Below are 18,433 nucleotides of genomic sequence, written 5' to 3'. Positions count from 1 at the left end.
GGGTGGGGGCTGGTGGTGCGGTCATGGCGGATTGGGGATTGGGGATCGGGGTGCGGACGGAGGCGGGTCCGTACGCGCCGTGAACCGTCGAGATGGGCACCTACTGGGGGATTGTGAGTCGAGGGTCGGTTGGGCGGTGCGGTTGGCCTTCCCCGTGGGTTGACGCCAGAAAGGCCGGTAGCGGGAGCGCTACCGGCCTTTCTGGGGCTGCTCTGTGCCTACATGGTGGTGATCAGTTGGTACGCACCGACAGACCCGGGTTGTCCGAGAGGACGACGCTCAGGGGCTGGGCGAACAACTGAGGGGTGTCGCCGGTGAGGGCGCCGATGATGTTCGGGATCTCGCAGATGGGGAAGTCCGCGACCGAGGACGCGCTGGAGATGCCGAGGGCAAGGCGGCCGGTGACGATGGCGCCGCCGGAGTCGCCGGGCAGGGCGCAGATGTTGGCCGAGAAACTCTGAGTGAGCTGGCGGTCGCCGACCTGGACGGTCTGGTCGATACCGTTGATCACGCCACAGCTGAAGCCGGTGCGGGCGCCGGACTTGCAGACGGGCGCGCCGACCACGGGGGTGGCCACGCCGTCGACGGCGATGGGGGCCTGGCCGGGGATGCGGACCAGATTGTTCTCGAAGCGGGCGCGCGCGTTGTCGTTGACGCGGATGATCGAGTAGTCCTGCGAGCCGAGCACCGACTTCTGGAAGGTGCCGAGCTGGGCGCCCGCGCGGTCGCCGTTGATCTCGTAGATGGCGGCTGCGTTGCCGGTGCCCGCGGCGTCGATGTCGGGGTTGCAGTGGCCCGCCGTGATGTTCACGACGTGGCCCGCGCGGTCGGTGCCGTTGAATCCGAGCGAGCAGCGCAGCGAGCTGCGGCCCACGATGGAGGCGTAGGCGTCGCCGCCGGCCAGCGCGCCGTTGCCGTCACCGGCGATGGGGGTGGCGCTCAGGTCCACGCGCTCGCCTGCCACCGGCGGCGCGGTGACGATGACGCGGGAGGGGTCGATGAAGCTGGGCAGCGGAAGCCCGGCCTGCTGCACGCGGACCGCGATCGAGTTGTTCACGGTGTCGACGACGACGCCGCGCACCAGTGCGGAGATCTCCGGCGGTGCGGCGGCGAGCCAGTTCTCGAAGGCGGTCTTCTCGCCGCGCAGGGTGGACTCGCTCTTGGCGACGTTGCGGACCTCGAAACCGGCCGACTGAGCGGCTTCGCGGGCCTGGTCGGCGCCGGGGCCGTGCGACAGCGCGACGACGGCATTGCCCTGGTCACTCAGCCAGGAACCGGCGAAGACCTGCGGGAACTGACGCTGTGCGGTGGTGGAGAACGCGGCGACCTGCTGCGCGACATCGGCGCGGCGCAGGTATTCGTCGGGGGAGATCTTCAGATCTCGGGTGACCGCCTCGATGAGCTGGGCGGGCAGATCCGCGGGCGCGGGCTGCGCGTCGGCAACCGCCATCGTGGGGCCGAACAGCAGAAACGCCGCCGAAGCGGCGATTATCGATTTCCGAGCTCGTGTCGAGCTTCGCGCGGACGGGGTACGACCCATACGTGGCAGGAGCATGGTGCGAACTATATTGGCTCGAGCGAGTTATGCCTACTCGGACCGGGCAAGAGATTTCGCTCACCCGGTCCGGTCGGTGATTCGTCCCCGCCTCAGCCCGCGTTGGGCTTGGTGCGCACCGTGATTCCGCTCCCGAGGCCACCGCCGGAGGTGGCGTCGATATCGGCCAGAATGGGCCGGATCGGGACGCCGAGCGACGCGGTGCCGCCGTAGGGAGCGAGCTGGGTGTTGGCTTCGGTGCAGTTGGGCGCGCCGGAGGCGTTCGAGCCGCTGGTGATGCCGAGCGCGAGCGTGCCGGTCACGATGGCGCCGCCGCTGTCGCCGCCGAGCGTGCAGGCGGTGCTGGCGAAGCCGCGGATCGTCTTGCTGACGCCCGCCTCGGTGAACAGCTGGGTCTCCACGTGATCGGCCGAGACGAAACCACAGGTGAAGGTGGAGGACTGGCCGGTCTTGCAGACCGGTGCGCCGGTGACGGGAGCGGCGGTGCCGGTAATCGACAGGGTGGTGCCCTCGGCGCCGCGCACGCGAGGCTGGTCCATGCCCGCGTTCACCGCGCGGTCGTTGAGCTTGATCACCGAGTAGTCCAGCGAGGCAGGGCCGCCGAGCACGGCGCGGGCGAATGTGCCGACCTCGGGGCTGTTGGGGATATCGCGCACGTTCGGGACGTAGACCGAGGCCGTGCCGCCGTTGTCGACGTTCGGGTTGCAGTGGCCCGCGGAGATATTGAGCGCGTTGCCCGCCGCGTCGGTGCTGTTGAACCCGAACGAGCACACGTCGACGCCGTGCAGGTCGGCATCGTGCAGGTTCTTGGCCGAGGTGATGTAGGTGTCGCCGCCCATCGGCTTGTACTCCACCGGACCGCCGCCGCCGGGCGAGAGCACCACCTTGATGGTGGCGATCAGGGTGGGCAGGTTGAGCATGTGGCCGGTGCCGGTGTTGGCCACGTTGAGTACCAGCTGGCTGTTGAGCGCGTCGATCGCGATCGAGCTGATCGGCGCGGAGATGGCGGGCGGCAGGCTCGCGATCCACTGACTCAGCTGCACCAGCGCGCCTTCCAGTCCACCGGCCGAGATCGGCGCGAGGTGGGTCTGGTAGCCGGCGGCGGTGACGAGCTTGCCCGACTCGGCATCGGTGGTGGCGACGACGGCCTTGCCTTCCGGCGTGAGCCAGGCACCGGCGAAGGTGTCGGGGTTCGCGGCGCGGAAGTCGGTCGCGTAGTCGCGCAACTGCTGAGCGCGCGCGGCCCGGTCGAGGTACTCGGTGGGCGTCATCCCGAGATCGCGCGACAGCGCGGTCACTAACCCACCGGGCAGCGCATCTGCCGAAAGTTGTAGCGGCGCAACAGGTTCCGATGACGCGATGCCGGATCCGAGCAGGGGTGCGAGAAGAACAGTCGCGGCGAACCCGGCGTAGGCTGCCTTGACCGCGGCGCGACGCGCCACCAACTTGCGCATGAAATCCCTTCGTCGACAACCAGTGACCGAGAACACCGCCGGCGGCGATTATGTCGGTCAGCGCATCACTCTAGGGCACGCTCGCCCAGCGGGCGCGGTTACCGTCCGGCTGCTGGATTCAGCGCTGACCCGGGATGGTGAGAGGCGCGGGCAGAACGCCCGGCGGGTAGGTGCCGAAGGGCGATTGTGGACGGGTGGTGGTGGGGCTCGGCGTGGTCGTCGGCGGGGTGGTGATCGGTGGCGGGGTGGTCGTCGGCGGCGCCTCGGTGGTGGTCGTCGGCTCCGGTTCGCGGGTCGTGGTGACCGGCGGGGGCGTGGTCGACTCCGCGACCGGCGCCGGGGGCGGCGGCGCGGGTGCCGCGGTGGGCGACAGCGTTTCCGGGCGGGCATCGGAGATCGTCGGCGGCGCGACGGTGTCGGGATCGCGAATCAGGACCGAGACCGCCACCCCGCCGAGCAGCAGGCCGATGAGTGCGGCGGCGGCGATCAGCAGCGGCGTTTTGTTGCGCGCGGGTCCGCCGGCGGACACCACCGCGGGCGCGGCGATCGGGGCTGCGGACGCGATCGATGCCATCGACTTCGTCGGCAGCGGGGAGACCGGCAGCGCCGCCGAGTACGCCTGGGCGGTCACCGCCGGGGCCTGCAGCGCGGGCATCACATCGGTGGCGACCGTGGCGTTCTCGGTGACGATCGAGTCGGGCGGGGTCGCGCCCGCGGGGGTCGCCAGCACCGCGACCAGCGCGGCCTGGGCGGCGGCGTTGGCGAAGGTCTTGCCCGGATCCGCGCCGTCGGTGGGCTGGGGCAGTTCGTCCTCGCCGAGCAGGGCCACCGACTTCAAGCCCAGATAGTCCAGCGCCTCGCGCACACCGCGCACGACCTCGGTCGACCAGCCCGCGGGATGAGTCGCGTAGAACTCCGCCGGGCCGCTGAGGTGCTCGGTGGTGAGATCGATCAGGCAGAACATGGCCGTCGCGAGGAGGTCTTCGGCGCGATAGGCCTCGCCGCCGTCGACATCGACACCGGCCGGATCACCGATCGCGCGCACGAAACCGGCGATCGAGTGGGCGTGCCCGGTGGGTGCCGGTCCGCCGAGTGCGGCGTCACCGTCGTCGGACATGTGCAGGATCGAGGCACGCTCGATCACCTGAATCGTGCCGTCCTCGGTGACCACCGCGGCGATGCACTCGTCATCGGCGATACGCAGCCCGACCCCAGTGGCCATCGGCGGAACACCCCTCACTTCGGCGTCTAGTCGTGCGCGCGAGTCACACCAGCAGTTGGCCGTGTCCCATCGCGCGCAGCATTGACAGTAATTCCGATCGTGAGCGCGCGCCTATCCGACGGCGGATACGCGCGACGTGATGCTCCACGGTCTTCGCGGAAATGTACAGCCTCGCGCCGATCTCGCGATAGGTCAGACCGAGCAGAACCAGTTCGGCCACCTCGCGCTCGCGGTCGCTGAGCGCGCCGGACTCGCCCGTCAGGGGCGCGGGACCGGCTGTGGGCGGCAGCTGCGGGGTGGTCGGGCGCGACGGCTCGACCGGCTGGGATCGGGTGCGCACCGAACGCGCGAGCTTGAGCAGGGCGGTGGCGGTCGTCGAGTCGCTCGCCGCGAGGGCGGCCTCGCTGGCCAGGCGTGCCGCGTCCCAGGTGAGTCCGAGCTCGGCCAGGGTCGAGACCGCGGCCTGCACATCGGCCGCGACCACTTGTCCCCGCAGCACGAGCACCCAGGTGCGGCCCGCGTCGGCCAGCACGCCCGCCTGCCTGTCGCCCGCCTGCGCCGCCGTCTTGAGCGCGTGGGCGTGGGGCAGCAGCGCGCGGGGCGATTCGTCGGCCAGCGCGGCCTGCACTCCGTACCAGTGGAAGGAGTTGGTCCAGGCGGGCGCGCGGCCCAGTTTGCGGACCAGTGCCTTTGCGGCGTCGACGAGCGGCTCGATGCGGCGCGCGTCGCCGACGCGGAGGCCGGCCAGCCACAGTTCGCCGATCGGCAACAGGCTCAACAGGTCGGCTTCCAGCTCGTCGAACAGGGGGCAGGCCGCGTGCCACGCGTGAGCCAGTGCGGCGTGATCGCCACCGCGACGGGCCAGTCCCACCGTCAGCGCGTGGGCAAGGAGTTGATCGCGGGGCGCCAGTGCGGCGATATCGATCTCGGCGAGGGTGCTCGCGGCACGGCGTTCGTCGCCGCCGAGCAGCGCGGTCCACGCGGTGAGCACCGCGAGCTGTCGGCCACCGCCGAGGCCGGCCGCTCGGCGCAGCGCGTCACCGGCGCGGCGGGGCTCGCCGCTGCCGAGGCAGAGCAGCGTGGCGACCGAGACCGCGGAGCAGGGTAGATAGCGTTCGTCGTCGGTGTTGCCCGCTTGGATCAGCGTGGAAATCGCCGCGGCCGTGCCGGTTCCGTGCGGGTCGAGCGATTCGTCGAGCGCGCTCGCGATCAGTCGAGCGCCCGCGTCGGCCTCGGTCGGCGGCCAGTGCTGTGCCGATTCGGCCATGCGCGCGGCGGCGACCTGCTCACCGGCGAGGGTGAGGACCATGGCCGCGGGCGCCCAGTCGGCGCCGATTCGGTCAGGTCCGAGCCAGTTGTACAGTGCGGCAGCGCGACTCACCAGTCCGCGGCGGATGAGCACGCTCGCGCAGATGCGCACCGCGGCGACGAGGTCGGTGCGGGCCACGTTCTCGGCGGTCAGCAGCGGTTCGGCCAGGCGTAGCGCGGTGTCGGTGTCGCCGGCGTGCGCGGCGGCCTCGGCCCAGCGCACCGCGATCGAGTCCACCGGTGTGCCCGCCGCGGCCGCCGCCGCGTAGCAGCGGGTCGCCTCATCGGATTTCTCGGCGGTGCGGCAGAGGAATTCGGCGAGCCGGGCATCGACGACGCCGGATTCGGCCAGGATCAGCGCGGTGCGATCGCGTAGTAGCCCGGCGTCTAGGCGCGCGGTGAGTAACCTGCGCTGCACGTCGACATAGCGACGATCGCCGAGCAGCATCCGCAGCGGCCCCACGGCGGGCGGGAGGAGCAGATCGGCGTCGGTGACGAGGGCGCCCGACCTGGCGCGGTCGATCAGCGCGTGGGCGGTGGCGGTGTCGACGCCGAGCACCTCGGTGAGTTCGGTGGCGTCCAACCCGGTTCCGGTCGCCGCGATGACCAGCGTTTCGAGCAACTCGGGTTCCACCGTCTCCAGCAGCCGCCGCGCCCAGGCGGTGACGGCTTCGTCGACCGCTGTTCGACAGGTCTCCAGCGACGCGGCGTGGGCTCCCTTCAACGCCGCGACGACGCCGCCGGGGATGCCCGCCGTGAGCTGATGGATATGCGAGGCGAGCGGCTGGGAAACGGCCACACCGAGTTCCCTGGCGAACGAGGAGATGTGGGCACTTCCCAGTGCGCGCAGGTCCACCGTGCGGCCGTTGCGCGCCACCGCGGCGGCCAGCGCGCGCAGTTGGGGATCGTGTGGCCGGGGCTGGGTGGTGAGTACCACGGAGCGTTGTCCGGTTTCGACGATCGCGCAGAGCGCGCGAAGCTCGGCGTCGGTGTAGCTGTGGATGTTGTCGGCGACGAGTACCGCCCGTTCGGGAACCCCGTTCTCGACATCGTCGATCGCGGATTCGACGACCGGTATGCCGCGGCGACGCAGTTGTGCGCGAACGGCATCGAGCAGGAAGGATTTCCCGGTTCCGGCTCGGCCGCGGATCAGCAGCAGCACCGTCTGCTGGTCGGCGGTCTCGAGATCGCGGAAGACGGTTCGGGCATGGGGGAAGGTGTCGTGCGCGAGGTCAGCCACCATTTCCTCCCAGGATCTGGCCGGGCAGTTGCGTGCCCGATTCGAGGGTATCGCCGACCGCGCCACCCACGTCGTCGAGTAGGCCGCCTGGGTCGACCTTGATGGTGGGGACCTGCGGCCGGGTCGGCGCCGGCACCGGCGCCGGGGCTGGGGCTGGGGCAGGTGAAGGTGCCGGGGCAGGTGACGGAGCGGGGGCAGGTGCCGGTGCCGGGGCGGGCGCCGGGGACTGCCCTGCGGGCGGTGCCGGGGCAGGTTGCTGCGCGGCCGGACCCGGCTGGCTCGCGGTCGCTGGCGTTCCGTCGGCGGGTGCGCCGACGGCCGGTGCGCCGCCAGGTGCCGGGGTTGCGGGTCCCGATCCGCCGCCCGGCGCCCCGGCATCGGTGGTGGCGACCGGGATAGCGCCCGACGACGCTGTGGTGCCTGCCGCGCCCGGCTTGGCGGGGTCGGTGCCCACCGAGTTCGTGGCATTCACTGTCGCTGCCGCGCCACCCGCGCTGGTCGATGCGGGGGCGCCGGGGATCGGCGGGGCGTCGGTGGTCGCGGCGGGTCCGGTCGGCGAGAACTGGGTGGCGCCACCGAGCGCGAGGGTGCCGGTGGCGAGCGCGGCCATGGTGAGGGCCGCCGCCCCTATGATCGCCGCGCGTTTGGCCGTGAACATCTTGGTTCGTACCGGCGTCGACGGTGGCAGCGCGAGCTTGTCGCCGGTCGGTGCCACGACTGCCGACGCGGGTGCCACCGGCACGACCGCGATGGCCTCGGTGGGCACGCTGATCGCGGCGACATCGAGGGCGATCTCGGCCGCACCGCGTGCTGTACAGGTCGCCGGGTCGGCGCAGGCCACCACCGGCAGGCCGAATTCGGTGGAGATCAACTCGGCGACCAGGGGAATCGCGCCACCGCCGCCGGTGAGTAGCACTCGACCGACATCGCCGAAGGTGAGGCCGGCGCGGCGCACCGCGTCCTGGAGCAGGCTCATCGCGTCGAGCAGGCTCGGACGCAGGAGATCCTCGAGTTCGCCCCGGGTCAGCCGGACCTGTTCGGTGTGGACCGAGGAGGTGAGCAGGCCGACCGGAATCGCCGTAGCGGTAATTCTGGAGAGATCTTCTTTCGCAATTCTGCAGCGTTCGCGCAAGGCCGACAATTGTTCCTCGACAACGGGGTCGAATGGATCGATGTCGGTTCCGTTCAGAACATTTGCCAGCACATAGCGCATCGTCAGTAGATCGAATTCCGAACCCGCGATCGCGGTGCTGTGCGCTGGGCTGCCGAGCAGACCGGCCTGCTCACCGGTGCGCAGCACCGACACGGTCGACCCGCTCGCGCCGAGGTCGTACACGACCAGTGCGCCGTCTTCGAGCTGTCCGTTCTCGATCTCGTATCGGCGCACCGCGGCCAACGGCTCCGGCACCAGGGTCACCTCGGACAGGCCGGAGCGCGCGAGCGCGGACCTGGCGGCCTCGACGGTGTGCTCGGGCCACCACGCCGGGTAACACGCGACAGTGGTCGGCACGCCGGTGGATTCGGTGGTGCCGCCGACGAATTCGGCGATCAGTTCGCGGGTCGCGGCGGCGACCAGATCGGCTGCGTCGTGGGTGGATCCATCCGCTGCCAGCAGGTCTACCGGATCGCCGACCCGTGACATGTAGTCGTCGACGACCACTGCCCGCGGGTGGCGCATCGTATCGGCGAAGCCCACCGATCCGTCGGCACCGAGCATGAGCGCGCTGCGGTGGGTGCGAACGGCGGCACCCACCCCATCGGCTGTCGTGGCCGCGGCGGCCGAATTCGCCGCTCCGACAGTAATGCCGAGCGCCAGACGCTGTGTCATTGGACAACCCCGTTCGCAGGCTTCCGGTAGGCCGGTAGCGCTTGTGTGCAGCGAGATCGCCGATGGTGGGCGTCCCACTCGATCTGTCGGTTGCTGGCGGGCAGCTGTTACCTCCGATGGGACAAGTACGGGGAAATTCCCCTAATCGGCGGTCGGCCCCTAATGGGGGACGTCCGGCAGGACTAGGTATTCGCCCCGTTATCTGTAACGACGGACCCGCCTAGCGTGAAACACATTCCAACGACAAACAGGTCGGGCGTTACCGTCCATGATCTGGAGGAGCTGATCTCGATGACACCGAACGCGATTCTGGAGTTCATCCTCAATCTGCTGCGCGACCCGGAGGCCGCGGCGAGCTACTGCGCCAACCCGTGCCTCGCGCTGGCTGAGGCAAACCTGGCGGTAACCCCGGAGGACATCTCCGCCGTCGCCCCGATGGTGGCGGAATCCGCGCTGGTCAGCGGCGGCTCCCAGCTGCAGTCGATCGTGGCCGCCGGCGCCGCGGCGAGCACCAGCGCGGCCCTGGCGGGCACGGCCACCGCTGCCGCCGCCGTGACCGCCGCCGCGGCCGCCGACGCCGAACTCGGCCTCGGTCTCGACGGGGGCCTCGGCGCCGTAGCCTCGGCGGTCGCCGGCGCCGCCGCCCAGGTGGGCGCGGGCTTCGATGCCGCACTCGGGGCCGTCACCGGCGCGAACGCGGATGTGAACGTCGACCTCGGCGCCGACCTGACCGGCGCCCTCGGCGCGGGACTCGGCCTCAACGGGGCCATCGACAGCGCCCTCGACCTCGGTGCGAACCTCGGTAGTGCGGTTGGCGTTGGTGGTGACTTGGCCGCTGGGCTCGGTGGTGCGCTGAATGGTGCGGTTGGCGTTGGTGGTGACTTGGCTGCTGGGCTCGGTGGTGCTGTGAACGGTGCCGTCGGTGTCGGTGGTGACTTGGCTGCTGGGCTCGGTGGTGCTGTGAATGGTGCCGTCGGTGTTGGTGGTGACTTGGCTGCTGGGCTTGGTGGTGCGCTGAATGGTGCGGTCGGTGTCGGTGGCGACTTGGCTGCGGGCCTCGGTGGTGCGCTGAATGGCGCGGCCGGTGCCGGTGCGGGTCTCGGTACCGCGCTGACCGGTGCGGTCGGTGCCGGTCTCGGCGGTGCGTTGTCGGGTGTTGTCGGAGCGGGTGCTGATTTGGGTACTGGCTTGACCGGCGCTGTCGATACGGGTGCTGACCTGGGAACCAGCCTGACCGGCGTAGTCGGCGCGGGTGCCGGACTCGGTACCGGGCTTGATGCGGCGCTTGGTGGCGCGGCCGGTGTTGGTGCCGATCTCGGTACCGGGCTTGATGCGGCGCTTGGTGGCGCGGCCGGTGTTGGTGCCGATCTCGGTACCGGGCTTGATGCGGCGCTTGGTGGCGCGGCCGGTGTTGGTGCTGAACTCGAGACCGGGCTCGATGCGGCGCTGGGCGGCGCGGCCGGTGCGGGGGTGGGCCTCGGCGGTGCGCTCACGGGCGCGGCAGGCGCTGGCGCGGATCTAGCCGCTGGTCTCGACGGCGCGGTGGGTGCCGGAGTCGGTCTCGGTGGTGCGGCCGGTGCTGGTCTCGGTGGAGCGTTGTCGGGAGTTGCCGGTGTAGGCGCTGGTCTGGATGGCGCGGTGGGTGCTGGGGTCGGTCTCGGTGGTGAGCTCGGTGGTGCGGCCGGTGCTGGTCTTGGTGGAGCGTTGTCGGGTGTGGCTGGTGTGGGCGCTGGTCTGGATGGCGCGGTGGCCGGCGCGATGACCGCGGGTGACGATGTCGCCGTCGGTCTGGGCGGTGGCCTCGATGCCGGTCTGAGCGGTGCGACAACGGCAGCCGGAGGACTCGGCGCCGGTGTCAGCGGTGGGCTCGGCGCGGTCGCCAACGCGGGCGCTCAGGCGGCCGGTGGACTCGGCATCGCCGCGACCACGTCGGCGATCACCGGTCTTGACGGTGTGGTGGGTGCGGGTGCTGACCTGGGTGCCGGTCTCGATGGTGTGGTGGGTGCAGGTGCGGACGTGAGTACCGGTCTCGATGGTGTGGTGGGTGCGGGTGCGGGTGCGGACCTGGGTACCGGTCTCGAAACCGGGATCGGTGGGGCCGCGTCGGCCGGGACGAATCTGATCGGTGGCTTCGGCGGCGAAGCCGGAACCGGGTTCGGTACCGACGAACTGCTCACCGGCGGCGGCTCCGGCCAGATCTCGACCGGTCTGGAATCGACGCTTTCCGCGACATCCGGCATCGGGCTGACCACCGGTCTGCAAGGCGGCCTCGAGTCCGCGACGTCTGTCGGCCCCGGCGCTGTGGCCTCGGGCCTGCAGGCGGGAGCGCAGGGCGCCGTCGAGTCCGGTGTCGATCTGGCCGGTGGCGCTCACACGGGCCTGAACGGTGTCGCCGACGCGGGCGCCGGTCTCGCGGGCTCCGCTGTCGGCGGTGCGCAGGCAGGGTTGACCGGTGCCATGGACACCGGCCTGACAGGTTCGGTGATCGGCGGTGCCGACACCGGAACCGGCCTCGAGACCGGCCTCGGTGGATACGGCAACGCGGGACTGTCGAGCGCGGTGGAGGGCGGTTTCACCTCCGCCGTCGACACCACAGCGCAGGTCGACACCACAGCGCAGGGCGGCACCACCGCGATCGGCGGCCTCTCCGGCCAGAGCATGTCGACAACTCACCTCGACACGTCCGGCGCCGCGGGCGCGACGACGCACGGCGCGGTCACCACCGCGGCCGACACCTGGTCCGGCGTCGACGTATCGAGCGCGTTCGGTTCGGGCCTGCACGGTTCCACTCTCGGTGGCGGCGAGACGTCGCTGTTCGGTGAATCGAGCACGGTCGCCGAGACCGGCGCCGACATGCATACCGACGGACTGTTCCACTGAGTGAAACGGGCGAAGCGATGACTGTTCTCGCACCGAACGAGGTGCCGCTGACGACGGTGTTGTCCGACACCGTCGCGGCGGCCCACGCCGCGGGCCGTGACGACCTGGTCGGACGCCTGGAGAAGGTGGCCGCGCGGGTGCGCGATCCGCGGCACCGGATCGTCGTCACCGGTCAGCTCGGTCAGGGCAAGAGCAGATTCGTGAACGCGCTGCTCGGGGTGGATGTGTGCCGGGTCGGCGACGACGCGACCACTGTGTTGCCGTTGCAGCTGTCCTACGGCGCGCGGCAGCGGGCGTATCTGGTACTCACCGCGCCGGGCACCGACGAGTCGCGGGTGGAGATCCCGTTCGACGAGATCGGCGCGATCGATACCCGCACTCCCTTGGCACAGGGCAGGCAGGTGGTGCGGATCGAGGCCGAGCTCCCCAGCCGGCTGCTGGCCGACGGCATCGTCCTGATCGATACACCCGGCGTCGGCGGACACGGTAGTGCTTGCGCCGCAGGCGTTCTCAGCCTCGCCGCAGCCGCCGATGCCGTGCTCGTGCTCTCCGATGCCTCCACCGAGCTCACCGAACCCGAACTGACCTTCGTCCGCCAGATTCGCGAAATGTGTCCCGCCGTAGCCGTTCTGCTCACCAAGACAGATCTGTACCCACACTGGCGTCAGGTGCTGGAGGCCGACCGGGCCCACCTGGCACGCGCGGAATCCGATGCGGCCTTGATCCCGGTCTCGGCGTTGCTCCGCGCGCACGCGCTGCGCTTGCAGGATGCCCAGCTGGGCCTGGAGTCAGGTTTCGGCGTGCTGTTCGGGTTCCTGCGAGATCGGGTCGTCGCCCGCGATCAGGCCGTCACCAGGCAGGCGGTGGCTCGTGAATTGCATTCGGCGGCAGAGCATCTGGCGTTGGCTTTGGGCAGCGAACTGGTCGCGCTACGCGATCCGGCCGGTGGCGCGGCAGCGGTCAACGAGTTGCAGTCGGCGCGCGCGGCCGCCGAGGAGTTGCAGCGGCGCACCGCGAGCTGGCAGCAGACCCTCACCGACGGCATCACCGACCTCGTCGGCGACGTGGACCACGACCTGCGCGAGCGTCTGCGCGATGTCGCTCGCACGGGCCAGGAGTGGATCGACGAGAACGACCCGGGTAGGCATTGGGGCGCGATCACGGAATGGCTGTCCGGCTCCGTCGACACCGCTCTCGGCGACAACCTGTTGCTGACCCACCGTCGAGCCGAGCTGCTGGCCGAACGCATCGCGGGCCATTTCACCGAGGTCGGCGCGATCGATCTGCCGGAGGTGCATGCCGGGATGGACGAGGCGAGCGGGCTGGTGAGCTCGGGTTCGCTGGCCGATCTGGAGCCGGATATCGGCTTCACGAGCAAGGTGCTGGTCGGGATGCGTGGCTCCTACGGCGGCGTGCTGATGATCGGCCTCGCCACGACCTTCGCGGGTCTGGCCATGCTGAACCCGATCTCGCTCGGCGCGGGTCTGATCGTCGGCGGCAAGGCCTATCGCGACGACAAGTCCGCCCGGCTGGCGCGTCGCCGCATCGAGGCCAACGGCGAGGTGCGCCGGTTCCTCGACGATGTGGCGTTCCAGGCCGCCAAGGACACCAAGGACCGGCTGCACCGCATCCACCGCGCGCTGCGCGATCACTTCGCCGGGGTGGCCGAGCGCAGTCTGCGTTCGATCGACGCTTCCCTGCGGGCCGCGCAGGAGGCGGCGGCGATGGCCGCCACTCACCGCGCCGAGCGCACCGCCGTGCTGGAACGTCAATTACACGCGGTCGCGCAGTTGCGCCGCTACGCGGAATCGATGCAGGTCGAACCGAGACGGGCTGACGGTACGGTATCTGGGTGACCCACCGCTTCGACACCGCCGCGCCCGGCGACCGGACCACACCGAGGATTCTGGCCGAAGCGCACGAGCTGATCGGTGCGGCGGCGCGGGCGTTCGGGCACGACGAGTACGCGCGCACGCTGCTGGCCCACTGCGAATACCGGTTGCGGGAGCCGCTGCGGGTCGCGCTGGCCGGTTCGATCAAGGCGGGCAAGTCGACGTTGCTGAACGCCCTGGTGGGTCAGGCTGTCGCCCCGACCGACGCCACCGAGTGCACTCGCGTCGTCACCTGGTATCGCGACGCCGCCACCCCCACGGTCACCGCGCACGCGGCCGACGGATCGCGCGCGAACGTGATCGTGCGCCGCGGCAGTGGCGCACATGGGCTCACCTTCGATCTGAACGGTCTGAACTGGAATGCGCGTGGTCCGCGCGAGGTGGACCATCTCGAGGTCGGCTGGCCGTCGGCCGCGTTGTCGCAGACCACGATCATCGACACCCCCGGCACCTCGTCGCTGTCGCGGGAGGTGTCGCTGCGCACCGCGCGACTGCTCACGCCCGCCGATGTCGAGGACGATGCGCGCGCCACGCCGCTGTCGGTGTCGGGCGCCGATGCCGTGGTGTATTTGTTGCGCCGTCTCGATGCCGCCGATGTGCGCTTCCTCGAGCAGATCGGCGCGGGTGCCGGTGGCGCGGGGCCGCTCGGTGTGGTCGGGGTGGTCTCGCGCGCCGACGAGATCGGTTCGGGTCGGATCGACGCGCTCCATTCGGCCCGCGATGTCGCCGCTCGGTTCGCGGCCGAGCTGGAACGAACCGGTCTGTGCCAGGCGGTGATTCCGGTGGCGGGCTTGCTCGCGTTCGCCGCGGCGACCCTGCGACAGCCGGAGTTCGCGGCGTTCGAGGCGCTCTCCACGGTGCCCGCGGAGGACCTCGGGGTCGCGTTGCTCTCGGCGGATCGCTTCGCCCGCGCCGATATCGCGCTGCCGGTCGCGCCGGAACTGCGTGCGCAGCTGGCGGATCGCTTCGGCCTGTTCGGTATTCGCATGGCCACCATGCTCATCAGGCTCGGCGCCCGCGATTCATCGGCGCTGGCAGCGGAATTGGCGGCCCGCAGCGGCATCGAGGAACTGCGCTCGGTCCTGGAGGTCCAATTCGGCCAGCGCGCCGGGGAATTGAAGGCGCATTCAGCCCTGAGCACGCTGGACCGAATCCTGGCCGCCTACCCCGGAACCGAAGCCGATCGCCTGCGCCCCCGCGTGCGGGCCAGGCTCGCCGACGTGCACGGCTTCACCGAACTCCGGCTGCTCGGTCGCCTGCGCACCGACGAACTACCCCTGCCGCCACCGGTTCTCGCCGACCTGTACCGAATTCTCGGCGGCGCCGGCGTCGCAGCCCATCTTCGCCTCGGCCTGCCCCCCGAGGCCGACCCGAATACTCTGCGCGCCACAGCTTTCGCCGCGGTCCGCACCTGGCGAGGCCGAGCGACCCACCCTCTCGCCGACCGAGCGACCGCCACCGCCTGCCGCGCCGCGGCTCGCAGCGCCGAAGGAATCCTCGCCGAACTCCCTCAGCCCTCTCACAGTCAGAGGAAGTAAGCAGTCCCCGAGGAACTTCCGGTCCCGTACCCCAGGCTCTTCGCGAACTCCCGAACCGCGATCAACGCGTTGCCCACCGGCCCCGGATCACTGCACGATCCCCCGACCGACGAGAACGTGCACCCGTCGTCGGCGACGGCGATCCCGCTGTCGGCCATGGCGTTTCCCGCCGACGCGATCATCGGGCCCCCGGTTGCGGCGGCGATCACGGCCACCGCGCCGAACGTCCGCTTCCACTGAATTCTGTCCATTGATGCACGCATACTCTGAAACTAGTGCCCGGCCGGACCGGTCGGCACCCCTACCGTTGCCCCGAATTCTCGGGGCAACGGGCGGTTCACTCCTGTTTCATACCGTGACGATTTCCGGCTCGTCATCGAGCACACGCTGTTCCAGCTTGGCTTCCTTCGGCAGTGCGAGGAATCCGAGACATACCAACAGCAGCATCCCGGCGCCGAAAAGCAGCGTGTACCGGAACGACTCGGCGAAGTTCACCGCGTTGGCCTCGGTGCCCGCCTCGGAGAGCACTCGCGAAATCGCCGGGTCGACAGCAGGATTCGACTGACAGCTGACGGGTATCACGGCCGGGTCGTCTTCGGCGGACCGATCGTGCACGCACGCCGCGAATCCGGCCACGATCTGATCCTGGACCGGTACCGGCACTGCCTCGAGTGTCAGCTCCGCCCGGATGTCGGGTGTCACGGCGGCCACCCCGAGATCGGAATCCCGTTCCAGGACAGTGAAGAACAGCACGCCGACCAGCGCGACGCCCAGCGCGGTCCCCAACTGCTGTCCCGTGTTCAGCAGCCCGGACGCCGACCCCGCCTCCCGCGGCGGCACCTGTCCGAGCAGCAGATCGAGGGTCGGCGCCACCACCATCCCGAACCCGGCCCCGGTGATCAGCAGCGGCAACGCCATCTGCCATGAGGTGAACTCGCTCCCGTACCGCACCCCCATCGCCGCGTAGAGCGCGAACCCCGTCGCGTTCACCAGCACCCCGGTCATCAACACCCGTCGCCCGTATCTGGCGGCCAGCACCCCGACCGAGAGTCCCGCGCCCAGCCCGGCGCCCACCGCGAACAGGGCCGAGGTCAGCCCGGCCCGCATCGGCGACCAGCCGAGTCCGCCCTGCATGAACAACGTCCACACCAGGAAGAACCCGCCCATGGCGATCCAGAACAGCAACCAGGTTCCCAGCCCGATCGCGAACGGTCGCGATCGGAACAGCCCGAGGTCGACCAGCGGCGAACGCCCCGCCCGGGTCAGCCCACGCTCGTAGCGCAAGAACCCGGCGAACACCGCGAGCGCTACGCCCATCATCGCGAAAGTCCATGCGGGCCAGTCGAGTCGACGTCCTTCGGTCAAGGGATAGACCAGCAACAGCACGGCGGATATCGCCAGCACCATCCCGATCGGATCCAGCCGGGGCGGCTTCGCCGACTTCGAATCACTCATCACGAACCATGCCGCGATGAATCCGGCGATGCCGACCGGGATGTTCACCAAGAAGATCGGTCGCCAGGACAACCCGAGCAGGTCGGCCTGCACCAGCACGCCGCCCAGCGCGAGCCCGACCGCCGAGGCCGACCCGCCGACACCGCTGTAGACGGCGATCGCCTTGGCTCGTTCCTCCTTCGGGAATGTCGTCTGAATGATGGCCAGGATCTGGGGCACCATCAGCGCGCCCATCGCTCCCTGTGCGAAGCGCGCGCCGATGAGCACGGTGGGATCGGTGGCCAGACCGCACGCCGCCGAGGCGATCGTGAAACCGGCGATGCCGGTGAGGAATACGCGCTTGCGACCGTAGATATCGCCCAGGCGTCCACCGGTGATGAGGACCGCCGCGAAGGCGAGAACGTAGGCGGCGATGATCCATTCGAGCTGTGAGTACTCGGCGTGCAGGTCGTTGCGGATGCTCGGTACGGCGACGTTGACGATGGTCACGTCGAGTAGGTCCATGAAGCCGGCGGCCAGCACCACCGCGAACGCGATCCAGCGCCGCGGATCCGCGGCGGGGGGAGTGGGTGAGGTAGTCACGAGGATCTCTCTTCGAGTAGGGGGACTCCTCAAACTATGCACCTCTAGTGATTATCAATCAATAGGGCAATCCTGAGCGGTGCGTTGATCGGCGTATCGTAGGGGGTGTGACCGACCCGACGCAGCTGTCGACCCATGCCGGATTCCTCCTCGGCCAGCTGGGCTTCCATACCGCCTACCGCTTCAGTGATCTGCTGGCGCCGCTCGGCATCAAGCCGCGCCATTTCGGCATGCTGAAACTCCTGAGCGCCCACGACGGCCGCACGCAGCAGGAGCTCGGCGAGGCGCTGGAGATCCACCGCAATGTCATGGTCGGACTGGTGGACGACCTGGAGAAACGCAACCTCGTGGAACGTCGCCGTCACCCCAGTGACCGCCGGGCCCATGCCCTCCATCTCCTGCCCGCCGCGCATGCGCTCCTGGCGAAAGCTGAGCAGCGAGTAGCCGAGCTGGACGCCGAGCTCCTGTCGCCGCTGTCTCCCGAGGACCGCGCCCGCTTCCTCGATCTCCTGCGCCGCACCGCCGAGGGCAACGGCCTGCGACCCGGCGTCCATCCCGGCCTCACCCGATAGCCCGGTCTCGGACCGTCACGATCCAGTATCAGGAGCTGCGGTTGAGCGCACTCGTGGCAAGAATGGCTCGGGGATCGAGAAGATTTTTCGGGTGGCGGGAATGAATCGCCGCAGCTGCTGGTTGTGCCCAGCAAGAACCTGAGCGAACCGGACTCAACTCTGGGTTGACTCGTGGCGGGTATCGCAGGCAAGATTGAGCCCACTACGCTCAGCTCGTTAACGATCAGCCCGTTATCGCTCAGTGTTGCAATAACCGAAACGTCAAACAGGAGGAAACCACTATGGCTCGTGCGGTCGGAATCGACCTCGGGACCACGAACTCCGTCGTCGCCGTGCTCGAAGGCGGCGAGCCGGTCGTCGTCGCGAACTCGGAAGGCTCGCGCACCACCCCCTCGATCGTCGCCTTCGCGAAGAACGGCGAGGTTCTCGTCGGTCAGCCCGCGAAGAACCAGGCGGTCACCAACGTCGACCGCACCATCCGCTCGGTCAAGCGCCACATCGGCACCGACTGGAACGTCGAGATCGACGACAAGAAGTACACGCCGCAGGAGATCTCCGCGCGCACGCTGATGAAGCTGAAGCGCGATGCCGAGGCCTACCTGGGCGAGGAGATCACCGACGCCGTGATCACCGTTCCGGCCTACTTCGAAGACGCCCAGCGTCAGGCCACCAAGGAAGCCGGCCAGATCGCCGGTCTCAACGTGCTGCGCATCGTCAACGAGCCCACCGCCGCCGCGCTGGCGTACGGCCTGGACAAGGGCGACAAAGAGCAGACCATCCTGGTGTTCGACCTCGGTGGCGGTACCTTCGACGTCTCGCTGCTGGAAATCGGCGAGGGCGTCGTCGAGGTTCGCGCGACCTCCGGTGACAACCACCTCGGTGGCGACGACTGGGACGAGCGCGTCGT

The 18,433-nt window shown here is 69.9% G+C and carries 12 protein-coding genes; 6 read left to right on the top strand and 6 right to left on the bottom strand.

The genetic code is table 11. The features are described 5' to 3' along the window. Positions 1 to 232 precede the first annotated feature (232 nt). The 5 genes from NA12_RS31335 to NA12_RS34915 form a co-directional block, all read right to left on the bottom strand. Positions 233 to 1,555 carry a S1 family peptidase gene (locus tag NA12_RS31335; RefSeq protein WP_243654768.1) on the bottom strand — a complete coding sequence of 441 codons (1,323 nt, stop codon included), beginning with the start codon at positions 1,553 to 1,555 and terminating at the stop codon, positions 233 to 235. Between the two features lie 92 nt (positions 1,556 to 1,647). Continuing rightward, entirely contained in the window at positions 1,648 to 3,009 is a 1,362-nt protein-coding gene (locus NA12_RS31330) for a S1 family peptidase (protein WP_067459886.1), read from the bottom strand. Positions 3,010 to 3,127: 118 nt separating this feature from the next. After that, the gene (locus NA12_RS31325; protein ID WP_067459882.1) at positions 3,128 to 4,231 is read right to left on the bottom strand and encodes a hypothetical protein; all 1,104 of its coding nucleotides are present in this window, start codon (positions 4,229 to 4,231) and stop codon (positions 3,128 to 3,130) included. 43 nt (positions 4,232 to 4,274) lie between these two features. Continuing rightward, positions 4,275 to 6,782: a LuxR C-terminal-related transcriptional regulator gene (locus tag NA12_RS31320; protein WP_243654767.1), complete on the bottom strand. Its 2,508-nt coding sequence runs from the start codon at positions 6,780 to 6,782 to the stop codon at positions 4,275 to 4,277. Continuing rightward, the gene (locus tag NA12_RS34915) at positions 6,772 to 8,607 is read right to left on the bottom strand and encodes an Hsp70 family protein (RefSeq protein WP_067459879.1); all 1,836 of its coding nucleotides are present in this window, start codon (positions 8,605 to 8,607) and stop codon (positions 6,772 to 6,774) included. The genes NA12_RS31320 and NA12_RS34915 overlap by 11 nt, the downstream gene beginning before the upstream one ends. Before the next feature lie 291 nt (positions 8,608 to 8,898). Between NA12_RS34915 and NA12_RS31310 the strand changes: the two genes are divergently transcribed. The 4 genes from NA12_RS31310 to NA12_RS33970 all read left to right on the top strand — a co-directional run bounded on the left by NA12_RS31310 (position 8,899) and on the right by NA12_RS33970 (position 15,157). After that, positions 8,899 to 11,487, top strand: a complete 2,589-nt coding sequence (locus tag NA12_RS31310; protein WP_067459876.1) for an IniB N-terminal domain-containing protein — start codon at positions 8,899 to 8,901, stop codon at positions 11,485 to 11,487. A 17-nt stretch (positions 11,488 to 11,504) separates the two neighbouring features. Further along, on the top strand, positions 11,505 to 13,343 hold the full coding sequence (locus tag NA12_RS31305) for a dynamin family protein (protein WP_067459873.1): 1,839 nt from the start codon (positions 11,505 to 11,507) through the stop codon (positions 13,341 to 13,343). Then, entirely contained in the window at positions 13,340 to 14,917 is a 1,578-nt protein-coding gene (locus NA12_RS31300; RefSeq protein WP_084473294.1) for a dynamin family protein, read from the top strand. Before NA12_RS31305 ends, NA12_RS31300 begins: the two co-directional genes overlap by 4 nt. Before the next feature lie 69 nt (positions 14,918 to 14,986). Then, positions 14,987 to 15,157: a hypothetical protein gene (locus tag NA12_RS33970; protein WP_157106428.1), complete on the top strand. Its 171-nt coding sequence runs from the start codon at positions 14,987 to 14,989 to the stop codon at positions 15,155 to 15,157. Between the two features lie 108 nt (positions 15,158 to 15,265). Here the strand turns inward: NA12_RS33970 and NA12_RS31290 are convergent, their stop codons facing one another. Next, positions 15,266 to 16,954, bottom strand: coding sequence for an MFS transporter (locus NA12_RS31290; protein WP_067459867.1), 1,689 nt, complete (start codon positions 16,952 to 16,954; stop codon positions 15,266 to 15,268). Positions 16,955 to 17,061: 107 nt separating this feature from the next. On the opposite strand from NA12_RS31290, the gene NA12_RS33365 reads away from it, so the two are divergent. Together NA12_RS33365 and NA12_RS31280 are read left to right on the top strand one after the other, a co-directional pair. Then, a complete protein-coding gene (locus NA12_RS33365) occupies positions 17,062 to 17,526 on the top strand; it encodes a MarR family winged helix-turn-helix transcriptional regulator (RefSeq protein WP_084473292.1) in 465 nt (154 codons plus the stop codon). A 281-nt stretch (positions 17,527 to 17,807) separates the two neighbouring features. Continuing rightward, positions 17,808 to 18,433, top strand: a 626-nt coding sequence (locus tag NA12_RS31280) for an Hsp70 family protein (protein WP_157106427.1), incomplete at its 3' end; no start/stop codon positions are given.

Source organism: Nocardia alba NBRC 108234, assembly GCF_001612665.1.
Taxonomy (GTDB): domain Bacteria; phylum Actinomycetota; class Actinomycetes; order Mycobacteriales; family Mycobacteriaceae; genus Nocardia; species Nocardia alba.
This window is presented reverse-complemented; position numbering and strand designations above follow the sequence as displayed.